This window comes from Brevibacterium sp. K72, assembly GCF_050562175.1.
GTDB classification, from domain to species: domain Bacteria; phylum Actinomycetota; class Actinomycetes; order Actinomycetales; family Brevibacteriaceae; genus Brevibacterium; species Brevibacterium casei.
In genome coordinates this window covers 3124553-3138861 of the sequence record NZ_CP191582.1, presented here as the reverse complement: position 1 = coordinate 3138861, position 14309 = coordinate 3124553, and the positions used below count along the sequence as shown (strand labels likewise).

13 protein-coding genes are annotated in these 14309 nt (G+C 68.7%); 8 read left to right on the top strand and 5 right to left on the bottom strand.

Annotated features, from left to right (window positions below; genetic code table 11):
- The first annotated feature begins 28 nt into the window (after positions 1–28).
- Positions 29–865, top strand: coding sequence for an ammonia-dependent NAD(+) synthetase (gene nadE, locus ACQ1RG_RS14225; RefSeq protein WP_009377096.1), 837 nt, complete (start codon positions 29–31; stop codon positions 863–865).
- 62 nt (positions 866–927) lie between these two features.
- Here nadE and ACQ1RG_RS14220 read toward each other — a convergent pair whose 3' ends face one another.
- A complete protein-coding gene (locus ACQ1RG_RS14220) occupies positions 928–1623 on the bottom strand; it encodes a hypothetical protein (RefSeq protein WP_009377097.1) in 696 nt (231 codons plus the stop codon).
- 93 nt (positions 1624–1716) lie between these two features.
- Here ACQ1RG_RS14220 and ACQ1RG_RS14215 point away from each other — a divergent pair, with 93 nt between their 5' ends.
- From ACQ1RG_RS14215 to ACQ1RG_RS14200, 4 genes are all read left to right on the top strand, one after another.
- Positions 1717–3024: a UDP-glucose dehydrogenase family protein gene (locus ACQ1RG_RS14215; RefSeq protein WP_040341484.1), complete on the top strand. Its 1308-nt coding sequence runs from the start codon at positions 1717–1719 to the stop codon at positions 3022–3024.
- Positions 3021–3896: a DegV family protein gene (locus tag ACQ1RG_RS14210; protein ID WP_009377099.1), complete on the top strand. Its 876-nt coding sequence runs from the start codon at positions 3021–3023 to the stop codon at positions 3894–3896. Before ACQ1RG_RS14215 ends, ACQ1RG_RS14210 begins: the two co-directional genes overlap by 4 nt.
- Before the next feature lie 134 nt (positions 3897–4030).
- Positions 4031–4891: a ComEA family DNA-binding protein gene (locus ACQ1RG_RS14205; protein ID WP_009377100.1), complete on the top strand. Its 861-nt coding sequence runs from the start codon at positions 4031–4033 to the stop codon at positions 4889–4891.
- A complete protein-coding gene (locus tag ACQ1RG_RS14200) occupies positions 4875–7205 on the top strand; it encodes a ComEC/Rec2 family competence protein (RefSeq protein ID WP_063250242.1) in 2331 nt (776 codons plus the stop codon). Before ACQ1RG_RS14205 ends, ACQ1RG_RS14200 begins: the two co-directional genes overlap by 17 nt.
- Before the next feature lie 52 nt (positions 7206–7257).
- On the opposite strand, the gene ACQ1RG_RS14195 is transcribed toward ACQ1RG_RS14200, so the two are convergent.
- On the bottom strand, positions 7258–7833 hold the full coding sequence (locus tag ACQ1RG_RS14195) for a hypothetical protein (protein ID WP_156491169.1): 576 nt from the start codon (positions 7831–7833) through the stop codon (positions 7258–7260).
- Between the two features lie 53 nt (positions 7834–7886).
- On the opposite strand from ACQ1RG_RS14195, the gene holA reads away from it, so the two are divergent.
- A complete protein-coding gene (holA, locus tag ACQ1RG_RS14190; RefSeq protein ID WP_009377102.1) occupies positions 7887–8870 on the top strand; it encodes a DNA polymerase III subunit delta in 984 nt (327 codons plus the stop codon).
- A gap of 183 nt (positions 8871–9053) precedes the next feature.
- Here the strand turns inward: holA and rpsT are convergent, their stop codons facing one another.
- From rpsT to ACQ1RG_RS14175, 3 genes are all read right to left on the bottom strand, one after another.
- Positions 9054–9314: a 30S ribosomal protein S20 gene (gene rpsT / locus ACQ1RG_RS14185; RefSeq protein ID WP_009377103.1), complete on the bottom strand. Its 261-nt coding sequence runs from the start codon at positions 9312–9314 to the stop codon at positions 9054–9056.
- Between the two features lie 206 nt (positions 9315–9520).
- Positions 9521–10126, bottom strand: a complete 606-nt coding sequence (locus ACQ1RG_RS14180; RefSeq protein WP_009377104.1) for a type II toxin-antitoxin system PemK/MazF family toxin — start codon at positions 10124–10126, stop codon at positions 9521–9523.
- A 38-nt stretch (positions 10127–10164) separates the two neighbouring features.
- Complete coding sequence (locus tag ACQ1RG_RS14175; RefSeq protein WP_009377105.1) at positions 10165–10944, bottom strand: endonuclease/exonuclease/phosphatase family protein; 780 nt, start codon at positions 10942–10944, stop codon at positions 10165–10167.
- A gap of 165 nt (positions 10945–11109) precedes the next feature.
- On the opposite strand from ACQ1RG_RS14175, the gene lepA reads away from it, so the two are divergent.
- Positions 11110–12978, top strand: a complete 1869-nt coding sequence (gene lepA / locus ACQ1RG_RS14170) for a translation elongation factor 4 (RefSeq protein WP_081590978.1) — start codon at positions 11110–11112, stop codon at positions 12976–12978.
- The gene (gene hemW / locus ACQ1RG_RS14165; protein ID WP_009377107.1) at positions 12979–14208 is read left to right on the top strand and encodes a radical SAM family heme chaperone HemW; all 1230 of its coding nucleotides are present in this window, start codon (positions 12979–12981) and stop codon (positions 14206–14208) included.
- Positions 14209–14309: the final 101 nt, after the last annotated feature.

The window sequence follows — 14309 nt, the reverse complement described above, 5'->3', positions numbered from 1 at the left end:
CCTCTGACCAGGAAGGGCTCAGACCTTCATGAGCACACACGACGCCGTCCAGGACGAGATCCGCAGCACCCTCGGCGTGCGCCCGGAGATCGACCCGGCGACCGAAGTGAAGAAGCGGGTCGACTTCCTCGTCGACTACGTGCTGACCACGGGAGTGCGCGGCCTCGTCCTCGGCATCAGCGGAGGCCAGGACTCGACCCTGGCCGGTCGGCTGTGCCAGCTCGCGGTCGAGGACCTGCGCCGGCGCGGTGCCGACGCCGAGTTCTGGGCGGTGCGCCTGCCGTACCGCGTCCAAGCCGATGAGTCCGATGCGCAGGACGCGCTGAGGTTCATCGATGCCGACCACGAGGTCGTCTTCAACATCGGCGCCGCCACCGACGCCGCCGCCGAGGAGTACCGTGCGGCGATGGGGGAGGCGATCTCCGACTTCGGCAAGGGCAACGTCAAGGCGCGGATGCGGATGACGGCTCAGTTCGAGATCGCCGGGGAGAAGCGGCTCCTCGTCGTCGGCACCGATCATGCCGCCGAGGCGGTCACCGGTTTCTTCACGAAGTTCGGCGACGGTGCCGCCGACGTCATCCCGCTCTCCGGGCTGAGCAAACGGCAGGGCCGGGCCCTGCTGCGCCACCTCGGCGCGCCTGAGCACCTGACGACGAAGACCCCGACGGCCGACCTTCTCGACGAGGCGCCGGGTCAGACCGATGAGTCGTCTCTCGGGCTCACCTACGAGCAGATCGACGACTTCCTCGAGGGCCGGGAGGTCGACGATGCGGTCGCGACCACGATCATCGAACGCTACCGCGCGACCGAGCACAAGCGCCGCACCCCGGTCACCCCGACCGACGACTGGTGGATCCGGCACTGAGGGACGGCGATCGGACGAGACCCCGACCATCCGGTCGGGGTCTCTGTGCGTCTGCCTTGGGTTCAGGCGACGAGGCCGAGTTCGAGCGCGGTCTGCTTGAACTCCCAGCGGGCGGAGACGAAGCGGTCGCCGAGGCTCTCGCCGCGGCTGCGGGCCTCGGTGTACTCGCGCCAGCCGCCCTCGCGGGTGTCGCCGGGGCGGATCTCGCGCTTCGCGTCGTCGTCGCTGAGCGTCCGCGTCTCCTCGTTGACCCAGATCGACAGCGCCTCGGCGGCGCGGTAGAGGTTCATGAACGCGGTGTGCGAGCGGGGATTGTCGAAGCTCGACTTCGCGAACTCCTCGCGGAAGGTGTGCAGGGGGGCCAACTCGTCGACGGCGAGCGTGCCGAAGGTCGCATCGAGACGCAGGGACTGGACGAGGCCGCCCTCGTCGGGCAGGAGGGTGAGGATCCGCTGCGCCCGCGTCTCGTCGGGGATCTGGGCGACCTCCTCGTCGACGGGGGTGAGCCCCACCGCGTCGAGGCGTCCGCGTTCGGTGCTCAGACTCTGGCGCAGCCCATCGATCTGGGTCTGGGCCCGTCGCCATTCGCCGTGGAAGATGAGCAGAGCCGCCGCCGCACCGAGGCAGACGACGATGCCGATCACCCACGCGAAGGGGTGGAGCGGGGGGATGAGGAAGAGGACGAGTCCGACGACGACGATGGCCGCGAGTGCCACCGCTGCCGTCGAATTGGTGAGGAAATCGAGGAAACGCTTCACGAATCCAAGCGTACTGTTTCCGCCTCCAGATATCGTGCAAGCAGGTGACATATAGTGTGCGTGAAATTGCTCGGTTCGAACGGGAGTGTGCGGGTGAAGGTTTCGGTCATCGGTTGTGGGTACCTGGGAGCCGTGCACGCGGCCGCGATGGCGTCGCTGGGCCATGAGGTCGTCGGCGTCGATGTCGACGAGGCCAAGGTCAGCGCCCTGCGCGAGGGCAGGCCCCCGTTCTTCGAACCCGGCCTCGCCGACCTGTTGCTCGAAGCCCAGGACAAGGGCAGCCTCGACTTCACCACCGACATCGCCGATGCCGCCGAGGCGCGCGTGCACTTCGTGTGCGTGGGCACCCCGCAGAAGCCCGGCGAGTTCGCCGCCGACGTCACCTATGTCGATGCGGCTGTGGATGCGCTGCTGCCGCACCTGCAGCCCGGGGCGGTCGTCGTCGGCAAGTCGACGGTGCCCGTGGGCACTGCCGGTCGCCTCGCCGGACTCGTCGAACCCGCCGGGGGAGTCCTCATGTGGAACCCCGAGTTCCTCCGCGAGGGCCACGCCGTCGAGGACACGCTCCACCCGAACCGTCTCGTCTACGGTGTCGCCGACGGGCAGGCCGGCCAGACGGCCACTGAGGCCCTCGACGAGGTCTACGCCTCGATGCTCGAGGCCGACACTCCGCGCCTGGTCGCCGACTTCGCGACCGCCGAGCTCGTCAAGACCGCGGCGAATTCGTTCCTTGCCACGAAGATCTCGTTCATCAACGCGATGGCCGAACTCTGCGAGACCTCCGGTGCCGATGTCACGCTGCTTGCCGATGCGATCGGGATGGATGACCGGATCGGTCGGAAGTTCCTCAACGCGGGTCTCGGCTTCGGCGGCGGGTGCCTGCCCAAGGACATCCGGGCGTTCATGGCCCGGGCCGGTGAGCTCGGGGCCGATCAGGCGGTGGCGTTCCTCAGGGAGATCGACTCGATCAACATGCGTCGGCGGGTGCGGATGGTCGACATTGCCCGCGATGCCCTCGGCGGGTCGTTCATCGGCAAGAGGATCACGATCCTCGGGGCGGCGTTCAAACCCGACAGCGATGATGTCCGGGACTCGCCGGCCCTGGCCGTGGCCCGTCTCATCGGCACCCAGGGCGGTGTCGTCACCGTCACCGATCCCGAGGCTGTCGACAACGCCTCCCGGGCGTTTCCGGAGCTCAACTTCGTCACCGACACCACCGAGGCGCTCACCGGGGCGGACGCGGTGCTCCTGCTCACCGAGTGGAGCGAGTACCGTGACCTCGATCCGGCCCAGGTGGCGGGCCTGGTGGCGAACACGGTCCTCGTCGACGGGCGCAACGTCCTCGATCCGCAGCAGTGGCGGGCGGCGGGGTGGACGTATCGGGCGCTGGGGCGCCCATGAGGATCGGTCTCGTCACCGACTCGACGGCGCAGCTGCGTGAGGACGAGATCGCCCGGCTCGACGAGACCACCGGCGGGCTCTTCCGCATCGTCCCGCTCACCGTGATCATCGGCGGCGAGTCCTTCACCGACGGCGACCTCGACGTCGACGTGCTCTGCCGGGAGATGGACGCCGGCACCGAGGTGAGCACGTCGATGGCCACCCCCGGCCAGTTCGCCGCCGCCTACTCCGACCTCATCGACCACGGCGCCGAGGCGATCGTCGTCGTCACGATGTCCGGCGAGCTCTCGGGCACCCGGGACTCCGCGGTGAGCGCAGCGGCCGACCAGCCCGTGCTCATCGACGTCGTCGACTCCCGCACCACCTCGGCGGGACTGGCCGGGGCCGTCGAGGTGGCCGCGGCAGGGATCGCCCGCGGTGAGGACGTCGCCTCGATCGCCGGGACCGTCGCCGACTGGTGCGCCGGAGAGACGACGACGGTCTTCGCCCCGCAGAGCCTCGAGCATCTGCGCCGGGGCGGGCGCATCGGCGCCGCGTCCTCGCTGCTCGGTCGCGCTTTGCAGATCGTTCCCGTACTCGGGCTGACCGGCGGGGTCGTCACCCCGATCGCCCGGGTGCGCACGCGCGCGAAGGCGCTCGAGCGGATGAGTCTCATCGCCGCCGAGGCGGCCGCATCCCTGAGCGAGGACGACCGGCCGCTCGAGATCGAGGTCCAGCAGGCCGACGGTCATCCTGATGATGCGGACGTCGTCGCTCTCACCGAGAAGCTCGCCGAGCGGGGGCTGACGACGAGCTTCCGCACCCTCTCACCGATCATCACCGCCCATGTCGGCCCCGGCACCCTCGGCATCACGATCCAGACGACGCCCTGACTCCCCACTCGTGCGCACTTTTCTGTGCACGCTCGCTCCACTCGTGTGCTCACGGTCTGTGGACGCTCAACCTCCGTCCACAGGCATTGTCGACCTCCTGGTCTCCTGGCTGGTTCGAGTCGTAGCGTGCGCGCATGGCTGTGTCCCCCGACGACCGGTTCGCCGGCCTCCTCACGTCGAGTGCGGAACGCGGCGGCTGGGTGCCCGGCGATGTCGTCACGAGCGACACTGCCGGCGACGAGGAGCCCGTCGAGCCGCGCCGCGTCCGCCTGCCCGTGCTCATCGCGCTGGCCGTGGCGACGATCGCCGTCCTCGTCCTCGCGTACTGGGTGCTCCGACCGGCCGACACCGAACAGGCGCCGAGCGCCCCGGCACCTGTTGCCACGGACGCTCCGGCACCAGGGGCGGGCGACGCTGCACCGGGCGGGCAGCGTGCAGCCGGTGAGACGGGTGGTGCGTCACCCGAAGCCGACCCTGCGGCCGAGGTCGTCGTCCACGTCACCGGGGAGGTGGAGAATCCCTCCGTCGTCACCCTGGCCGGCGGTTCGCGCGTCCGCGACGCCGTCGATGCCGCCGGTGGCCTGACGGCCGATGCCGACGCCGAGGCGGTCAACCTCGCCCGTATCGTCGCCGACGGCGAGCAGATCTGGATCCCCGCAGTCGGGGAGGACCCTCCCGCCTCGGCGCCGACGGTTCCTGCTCCTTCGGGCGCGGACGGCTCGGGCAGCTCGGGCGCCGAATCGTCGGGCTCAGGCTCGTCCGGCAGCGGGGGAGGCTCCGACGCCTCGGGCAGCGGGACCGGCGCGAAGATCGATCTCAACACGGCGGATTCGACGACCCTGCAGACCCTGCCCGGAGTCGGCCCCGTCACCGCCGAGGCGATCATCGCCCACCGCGAGGCGACGCCGTTCACCAGCGTCGAGGACCTCCTCCTCGTCAAGGGCATCGGTCCGAAGACGTTCGAAAGCCTCAAGGACCTTGTCACGGTCGGGTGAGCCGAGGGCAGGGCTGCGTCGTACCGTCCTCGACTGGACGCGGACCACGGCGACCCTGTGGCCGGGATCGGTGCGCCTCGTCGCCTGCGCGGCGGGGCTGTGGGCACTCGCCCTCCTCGCGCCGGGACCGTGGGTGCTCGGGTTCGCCGTCGTGATCGGCGCGGTCGGATTCGCGGTCCTGAGACCGCGTCACCACCTCGGCGTGGGACTCATCGTCTTCGCGTGCCTCGCCTCGGTCCAGGTCCTCACGCTCGCCGCTGCGCGCGGCCCCGACGGACCCACGGACACCGAGGGGATCGTCGTCGGTACGACGACGCCCGGCCCCTCCGGGTGGTCACGACTGACCCTGATCACCCCGGGCGGATTCGCCGAAGTCCTCGCCCCAGGCACCCCCGCCGCCGGCTCGCGCGTCGTCATGCGCACCGAACGCCTCGACCGGATCCGCGTCTCCGAAGCGGAGCCGGCCGTCATCCGGGCCCCGAACCGCGTGTGGCGGTGGCGGGCCGAACTGCGGGAACGGTTCCGAGCGGACTCCCTGGCCGTCGGCCACGACGGGGGAGCGCTCCTGCCCGGCCTCGTCGTCGGCGACACGGGCCCGCAGGATGCGCAGATGGTCGAGGACATGCGCATCGTCTCCCTCACGCACCTCTCCGCCGTCTCGGGCACGAACGTGACGATCGTCAGCCTCGGCGCGGGACTCCTCGCCGGTGCCTGCCGTGCGGGACCGCGCACGCGGGTGACCGTCGGGGTGCTCACGTGCCTCGGCTACGTTTTCATCGTCGGCGTCGAACCGAGCGCGATCAGAGCGGCGGGGATGGCGATCGCCGTCGCTGTCGTCTTCCTCCGCGGGGGTGGGATCTCTCCGGTCGCCGTCATCGCCGGCACCGTCAGCCTGCTCCTCACCGGTCTGCCGATGCTCGCGTCCTCGGTGGGCTTCGTCCTCTCTGTGATCTCGACGACCGCGATCATGTTCGCCGTCCCGATCCTGCTCAGACGGCTCAACGTGCGCTGGCCGCGCGCCCCGAGCGTGCTGCTGACCGCCCTCCTCGTCCCGCTCGTCGCCCAGCTTGCGTGCACGCCGGTGCTCGTCGCCATCGACCCCCGCCTCGGCGGATGGTCGGTCGTCGCGAACGCCCTCGCGAGCCCCGCGGTGCTGCCGGCCACGATTGCGGGATTCCTCTCCCTCGTCACAGGCGGCCTCAGTCTCCTCGGCGTTCCGGTCATGGGCTTCGCCGCCGAACTCACGGCGTGGCTCGGCTCCCTGTTTGCGTGGTGGATCGTCGCTGTCGCCCGCGTCTGCGCCCTCCTGCCCGGGGCGTCTCTGTCGTGGCCGGAGCCTCCCCTCGGATCGATCGTCGCTCTCGCTCTCCTCGCCGGGCTGACGATCGGCATCGTCCTACTCGTGCGCAGACGCCTGTGGGGAATCCCCGTCATCGCCCTCGTCATCGCCCTCGGAGCGGCCGTCGTCGTCACCGGCAGTCCGCGGGGACCGGCGCGGGATTGGCTCGTGCTCGTCTGCGATGTCGGTCAGGGGTCGGCGACCGTGATCAACCTCGGCGACGGGGCGGGCCTCGTCGTCGATTCCGGGAAGGACCCGGCACCGGTCGACGCCTGCCTCGACGATGCCGGCGTCGACCGGCTCGACCTCGCGATCTCGCATTTCGACGCCGACCACAGCGGTGGGTATGCGGGGACGACACGGTCGCGTGACATCGGTCGGCTCTGGGTCTCGGAGACCGTCGCGAACGGTCCGGAGGTCGCCCGGATCGTCGCGGACACCGGCGCCGAGGTGGTCGGACTCTCCCGGGGGAGTCGCACCGATGTCGGCGGGGTCGGCATCGAGGTCCTCTGGCCGCCGGCCGCGGCGGCGGGCACGACGGCCTCTTCGGACAGCGGTCCTGGGAGGGTACCGGATCTCTCGGCCGTTGCGGACCCGCCCGGCACGGACGCCGAGTCGGGCACAGAGGCGCGCAACGAGGACTCCCTCGTCCTGCGCGTCGACCTCGATGGGTTGAGCGTCATCATCCCCGGCGACATCGGCGAGGAGGAGCAGTACGTCCTCGCTCAGAGCCTGCGGCCGGTCGATGTGCTCATCGCACCCCACCATGGGTCGGGTGACCTCTCCCCGGACTTCTATCGGGCGGCCGGCGCCCGCCTCGGCACGGTCTCCGTCGGGGAGAACCGCTACGGTCACCCGACCACGGAATCCCTGCGCGCCTTCGGTCCGGTTCCGGTGCTGCGCACCGACCGGTGCGGGACGATCGCCCTCTACTCAGGCGGCCGATACAGCACCGCACACAGCTGCGACCGCTGAGGTCCCCAAGGCGGGCGAGAGCCGACCAGACGGCTGTCGCAGGAGTGCCGGCTCAGTCACACTCGGGGCAGACACCGGTGGCCGAGAGTTCCATGAAGTGCACGGAACACACCGCGCGTCGTCTCTCAGTGTCCTTTGTCCGCTTCGACCGGGTCGCGGCGACCTTCTGGGTGAGGGTCGGGACTCCGCCGTCGGCGGGCAGGTCCGTCGCGTAACGCCGATAGCAGAGCAGGCGATGGGCGGCTGCAAGATCGTCGACGTCGGACTCAGGATTGCTCTCCACCGATTTCGGAGCACTTCGATAGCCTTCGCCGACGGTCCCGTCCTGATGGACGCACAGCGACGTGAGCGGAGGTTCACCGGCGTCGGCGGATCGGACCGCGACTGCCTCGAGCAGTCGACCGCTCCAATGGCCGATGAGCATCTTCGTCCTGATGCCCGACCTGGTCTGGACGAGGTCGGTGAGCTCCTTGTACGTCGTCGTCCGATTGTAGGAGCGCGCCGTCTCGACGAGGAGAGCGTGGGCGACGGGCACCCACGTGGTCATCGCCTCAGCGAAGTCTGCTTTGGCTCCGGTGGCTTCGATGTAGGTTCCGTATTTTGAGGCGGCACGATGCGCTGGGTCCATGGTCAGGAGTCTAGTGAGTGTCGGCGTCTGTGGCGGACGATAGGCTTGGGAGCATGGCAGCGAAGAAGACCCTCATCCCGTGGAGCTCGGCCAAGCCCGCGCCCGTCGTGATGATCTCCGGCGGCGAATCTGTGCTCATCCGGATGGCCAAGGACCGCATCGTCTCCGCTGCCCGGAAGAAGTCGCCCGAAGAGGTTGAGTTCGATGCCGCCGCATACCAGGGCGGGGAACTCGAGATGGCCGCCTCGCCGTCGCTGTTCTCCAGCGCGAAGCTCATCGTCGTCGACGCCGTCGAGAAGTGCTCGGAGGCGTTCCTCGAGGACGCCCTCGCCTACCTCGACGAACCCAATGACGACGCTGTCGTCCTTCTCCTCCACGGTGGCGGCAACCGCGGTGCGAAACTCGTGAAGAAGCTCGATTCCGCTGGCTTCCCCCGCATCGACGCGGCGGCGCTGAAGAACGAGAGCGACCGCGCGAAGTTCGCTCAGACGAAGCTCAAGGCCGCGAAGCGTCAGATCGACGATGCGGGGATGGCCTCGCTCATGGCCGCCCTCGGCTCCGACCTCGCCGAACTCAACGCCGGTGTCGACCAGCTCATCGAGGACACCGAAGGCACGATCACCGCAGAGATCGTCGACCGCTACTACGGCGGGCGGGTCGAAGCGACCGGGTTCAAGGTCGCCGACGCGGCCGTCTCCGGCGACGCCAAGAGCGCACTCAGCCTCCTCCGGCACGCGCTGTCGACAGGATCGGATCCGGTCCCGCTCGTCGCGGCCGTGGCGATGAAGCTCCGCGGCATGGCGAAGGTGCAGGGCTTCTCCGGATCGAGCGGCGAGCTCGCGGCCGAGCTGAAGATGGCCCCCTGGCAGGTCGATCGCGCTCGGCGCGAGGTCCGGCGCTGGAACGAAGTCGCGCTCGGCCAGTCGCTCATCGCCGCCGCCGAAGCGGACGAAGCCGTCAAGGGCGGAGGCCGAGATCCCGTCTACGCCGTCGAGACCTTCGTCTCCGAGGTCTGCCGCCTCGCCCGCACCCGCTGAGCCGCGCGCCAGCTCGCCCACACGCGCCGGCTGAGTCGTGCGCCAGCTCGCCGCACGCGCTGAGTCGAGCGCGGGAGGTCCGGCGCCGAGTCGCTGCCCTGCGGAAGGGACCTCCCGGCACAGACGAAGGGGCCCGATCCGCAGTGCGGATCGGGCCCCTTCAGGCAAACCTCAGTCAGCGACTCAGAGAGCGTTGATCTGCTTGGCGAGCTTCGACTTGCGGTTCGCAGCGTTATTCTTGTGCAGAACACCCTTCGAGACAGCCTTGTCGAGTTTGCGGGCGGCCACAGCATAAGCCTGCTGTGCCTCGTCCTTGTTGCCGGCAGCGATGCTCTCACGGACGTTGCGGACGAGGCCACGAACCTCGGTACGCACTGCCTTGTTGCGCAGGCGAGCCTTCTCGTTGGTCTTGATCCGCTTCATCTGGGACTTGATATTAGCCAATTTCAACACTCTTCCGTGTTCGTACTACATGGTCGTGAGGGCGCATCCGCGCGACAGCCTTCGTCTCGGCGGGGAAACACTCTGACGAAATCGCATCGGATGGCATCTTCACCCGACCTCGGCGAGACACACGCCATGATGAAGACACAGTTGACAATGATACAGGCTGGCTCCGCCCGGCGGAAATCCCCGACCCGGTCCCCGCGTCAGGAGAATTCGGCTGCGACGAGGTCGAAGACCGACCGGTCCATGACCGCGCCCTCACGCCGGATGCTGCGCGGATCGAGGCGGATGATCCGGTCGAGGCGGACCTCCGAGGGGCGTCCCTGCGAATCCCAGGCGCCGCTGCCGATGTTCATCCACCGGGCGCTGCCATCCGTGCGGACCTCGCCGATCCCGCCGGGAATGTGGTCCTTGCTCGTGAGCATGAGGACGAGGACCCACGCCCCGTCCTTGCCGATGACGAGCGACGGGCGGTCCTTGCCCTTCGTGTGATCCTCCTCGAATGGGATCCACCCCCACACGACCTCGCCGGGATCGGCGTCTCCGTCGAGATCGGGGGAGTAGACGACGGTGACCGATCCCCGGTAGTCACCCGGGTAGCCCGTTCCCGGACGGTCATCCCTCGCCGAGGTGGTCCTCGCGTTCCCGGTCGGCCCCTGCCCCTGAGGACGGGGTCCCGGGCGGCGATCGGCCCCCCGGCTGTCGTCGGCGCCGCCCTGCGACCGCCTGCTCTGCGACTGCCTGAGGTATTTCATGCCCTCGCGGACACCGATCTGCACGGCACGGTTGACGATTGATCTCCAGCTCATGCCGCCCAGCCTAGTGGACGATGGGCCGCAGGGACCGCTCAGGCGACGACGTCGTCGGCCCAGCGGAGGGTCGCCTCGACGGGGAAATGGTCGGACGGGTAGGTGCCGTCGACGTTGAACGTGTCGATGCGGGTCGAGACGGTCTCGAGTCCCTTCGTCGTGAGGATCCAGTCGATGCGCGGTTCCCCGGCCTTCGGTCCCCTGTAGCGGTGGAAGGTGCCGATGTCCTCCCCGGGTGCTGCCACTGCGGTGTCGGTGAGGCCGAGCTCGGAGGTGAAGTACTCATACACCGGGGCACCGGTGGCGACGTTGAAGTCACCGGTGATGACACAGGGGACGGCCACCTCGGCGATGGTCTCCGCCATGATCTTCGCCGACTCCAGCCGCGCACGCTCGGACTTGTGGTCGAGGTGGGTGTTGAGCAGGCGCAGCCTGCGTCCGGACTCGAGGTCGGTGAAGTCGACGGTCGTCAGGGTCCGGGCATGGGAGACGCCCCACGATTCGGAGGCGACGGTCTCCGGGGTCTCGGAGAGCCAGCTGATGTCGACGGTCTCGACTTCGAAGCGGGAGGAGTCGCAGATGATCGCGGTGAATTCCCCGGCATTGCCGCCCGAATGCCCCTCGCCGAGCCAGATGTACTCATCGGGCAGCAGCTCGATGAGCTTCTCGAGCTGATCGAGCTCACCCTCCTGCGTGCCGATGAGGTGCGGGTGGGCGGCGGAGATGAGCTCGGCGGCGACCGGCAGACGCTCGGCGACGGGATGCCCGTCCATCGCGGGGTAGCGGAGATTGAAGCTCATAACGGTGAAGTCGCTCATGAGACCATCATCGCGGACCTCGACCGCGATCGCGGGGATATCCGCAGCGATTTCCCCTCGCCGGACCAGCGCGACCGGGCAGGTGAGTGGGGCGACCGCGGATTCCGGCCGGGAGGCCGAGTCGTGGAACAATGGAGGTTCGCACGAATTGAAGAAAGGGCGTTCATGTCACCTCAGGTGTCGCCACAAGCACTCCAGCGGATCACACCGTCCGCGACCTCACCCGAGTTGATCCGCAATTTCTGCATCATCGCCCACATCGACCACGGGAAGTCGACGCTCGCCGACCGGATGCTCCAGATCACCGGCGTCGTCCAGCCGCGCGACATGCGCGCGCAGTACCTCGACCGGATGGACATAGAACGCGAACGCGGCATCACCATCAAATCCCAGGCCGTGCGCATGCCGTGGGAGACCGACGGCACCCCGTACGCACTCAACATGATCGACACCCCCGGCCACGTCGACTTCAGCTACGAGGTCTCCCGGTCGCTCGCCGCCTGTGAGGGCGCGCTCCTCCTCGTCGACTCCGCGCAGGGCATCGAGGCCCAGACGCTCGCGAACCTCTACCTCGCGATGGAGAACGAGCTGACGATCATCCCGGTGCTCAACAAGATCGACCTGCCGGCCGCGCAGCCGGACAAGTACGCCGAGGAGCTCGCGAACCTCATCGGCGTCGACCCCGACGACGTCCTGCGGGTCTCCGGCAAGACCGGTGAGGGCGTCGAAGGCGTCCTCGACCGGATCATCACCGACATCCCCGCGCCCGTCGGCGACGCCGATGCGCCGGCGCGGGCGATGATCTTCGACTCCGTCTACGACACCTACCGGGGTGTCGTCACCTACGTCCGCGTCGTCGACGGCGCACTGTCGCCGAGGCAGAAGGTGACGATGATGTCGACGGGCACGACTCACGAACTCCTCGAGATCGGTGTGTCCTCCCCGGAGCCGATCGCGACGAAGGGACTCGGCGTCGGCGAGGTCGGCTACCTCATCACCGGTGTCAAGGACGTCCGCCAGTCGAAGGTCGGCGACACGGTCACCGCGACCGCAGCCCCGGCCGAGGAGCCCCTGGCCGGCTACGAGGAGCCCAAGCCGATGGTCTTCTCCGGGCTCTTCCCCATCGACGGCTCCGACTACCCGGCGTTGCGCGACGCGCTCGACAAGCTCAAGCTCAACGACGCCGCCCTCGTCTACGAACCGGAGAACTCGACGGCGCTCGGCTTCGGCTTCCGCTGCGGGTTCCTTGGCCTCCTCCACCTCGAGATCGTCCGCGAGCGCCTTGAGCGCGAGTTCGACCTCGACCTCATCTCGACCGCCCCGAGCGTCATCTACGACGTCACCCTCGAGGACCGCTCCGAGGTCGTCGTGACGAACCCCTCGGAGTTCCCGACCGGCAAGATCCGCGAGGTCCGCGAGCCGATGGTCAAGGCGACGATCCTCACCCCGAGCGACTACATCGGCGCGGTCATGGAACTCTGCCAGGACCGCCGCGGCAAGCTCCAGGGCATGGACTACCTGTCCTCGGACCGCGTCGAGATCCGCTACCGCCTGCCGCTGGCCGAGATCGTCTTCGACTTCTTCGACCAGCTCAAGTCCCGGACGAAAGGCTACGCCTCCCTCGACTACGCCGACGACGGCATGGACGGCGCCGACCTCGTCAAGGTCGACATCCTCCTCCACGGCGATCAGGTCGACGCGTTCTCCGCGATCGTCCACCGCGACAAGGCGTACTCGTACGGGGTGCTCATGGCCGGCAAGCTGCGCGGACTCATCCCGCGCCAGCAGTTCGAGGTCCCTATCCAGGCCGCCATCGGCTCGCGCATCATCGCCCGTGAGACCATCCGCGCGATCCGCAAGGACGTGCTCTCGAAGTGCTACGGCGGCGACATCAGCCGCAAGCGCAAGCTGCTCGAGAAGCAGAAGGAGGGCAAGAAGCGGATGAAGATGGTCGGCAGCGTCGAGGTGCCGCAGGAGGCCTTCATCGCGGCCCTGTCCTCGGACGAACCGGACAAGAAGGACGCCAAGAAGTAGGTGCCGGAACAGCCGATCGGTGAGATCCCACCGCTCGACGGCTCCCTTCCCGCCTCGGCGGGGACCGGGAACGGCGAGCGGCTGAGCCTCTACGTCCACGTACCCTACTGCCGCGTGCGCTGCGGCTACTGCGACTTCAACACCTACACCGCCGACGAACTCGGACCGGGTGCCAACCGCGACGACTACCGGGAGATGATCTCCCGGGAGCTCGATCTCTCGACCCGTGTCCTCGCCGAGGCGGGGGCGGGCAATCGTGAGGTCGGGACGATCTTCTTCGGCGGGGGCACCCCGACGATCCTTCCCGCCGAGGTGCTCGCCGGTGTCCTTTCCGACATCCGCTCCCGCTACCGGCTGGCCTCCGATGTCGAGGTGACGACCGAGGCGAACCCGGACACCCTCAGTCCCGCCTATCTCGACACGCTGGCCGCCGCCGGCTTCACCCGCATCTCCGTGGGCATGCAGTCGGCGGTCCCGCACGTGCTCGCAACCCTCGATCGCACGCACGATCCGCTGAAGATCCCGGATGTCGCGCGTTGGGTCAAGGAGGCCGGGCTCGAGCTCAGCCTCGACCTCATCTACGGCACACCGGGGGAGTCGATCGACGACTGGCGTGCCTCCCTCGACTCGGCGCTGGCCAATGACGTCGACCACATCTCCGCGTACTCGCTCATCGTCGAGCCGGGCACGAAGATGGGGGCGATGGTTCGTCGCGGGCAGCTGCCCATGCCCGATGAGGACGACCTCGCCGACAAGTACGAGATCGCCGATGCGGCCATGGCCGCTGCCGGTCTGCGCTGGTACGAGGTGAGCAACTGGTCGAAGAACCCGGACACCCGCTGTGAGCACAACATGGCGTATTGGCGGGGTGCCGACTGGTGGGGCTTCGGCCCGGGTGCGCACTCCCACGTCGGGGGAGTCCGGTTCTGGAACGCCAAGCATCCCCGCGCCTGGTCGGACAGGCTCCTCGCCGGTCACTCCCCGGCGATCGGACGGGAGGTGCTCTCGGAGACGACGCGCGAGATCGAGCGGATCATGCTCGCCGCCCGCATCGACTCCGAGCTGCCCCTCGATTCGCTGGGCCTCGGCAGCGAGGCGGCGATCCGCACCTTCGTCAAGCAGGGACTTCTCGACGCCGCGGCGGTCGCCGACGGCCGGTTCTCCCCGACGCTCCAGGGCCGGCTCATGGCCGACCATATGGTCAGGGTGCTCACCGACTACGTACGGTGACGCCCACCATGACGCCCGACGATGACGTGCGGAAACGGCCTGCGTTCGTCGGAGGGCTCCTGCTAGACTGACTACACCTATCGTGGATGATGTGGTGTACC

What these genes read in the sequence shown, in the direction of transcription:
- nadE (WP_009377096.1), top strand. Translation starts at nt 29, where the DNA reads ATGAGCACACACGACGCCGTCCAGGACGAGATCCGCAGCACCCTCGGC.
- ACQ1RG_RS14210 (WP_009377099.1), top strand. Translation starts at nt 3,021, where the DNA reads ATGAGGATCGGTCTCGTCACCGACTCGACGGCGCAGCTGCGTGAGGAC.
- ACQ1RG_RS14205 (WP_009377100.1), top strand. Translation starts at nt 4,031, where the DNA reads ATGGCTGTGTCCCCCGACGACCGGTTCGCCGGCCTCCTCACGTCGAGT.
- ACQ1RG_RS14195 (WP_156491169.1), bottom strand. Translation starts at nt 7,833, where the DNA reads ATGGACCCAGCGCATCGTGCCGCCTCAAAATACGGAACCTACATCGAA.
- holA (WP_009377102.1), top strand. Translation starts at nt 7,887, where the DNA reads ATGGCAGCGAAGAAGACCCTCATCCCGTGGAGCTCGGCCAAGCCCGCG.
- ACQ1RG_RS14180 (WP_009377104.1), bottom strand. Translation starts at nt 10,126, where the DNA reads ATGAGCTGGAGATCAATCGTCAACCGTGCCGTGCAGATCGGTGTCCGC.
- ACQ1RG_RS14175 (WP_009377105.1), bottom strand. Translation starts at nt 10,944, where the DNA reads ATGAGCGACTTCACCGTTATGAGCTTCAATCTCCGCTACCCCGCGATG.
- lepA (WP_081590978.1), top strand. Translation starts at nt 11,110, where the DNA reads ATGTCACCTCAGGTGTCGCCACAAGCACTCCAGCGGATCACACCGTCC.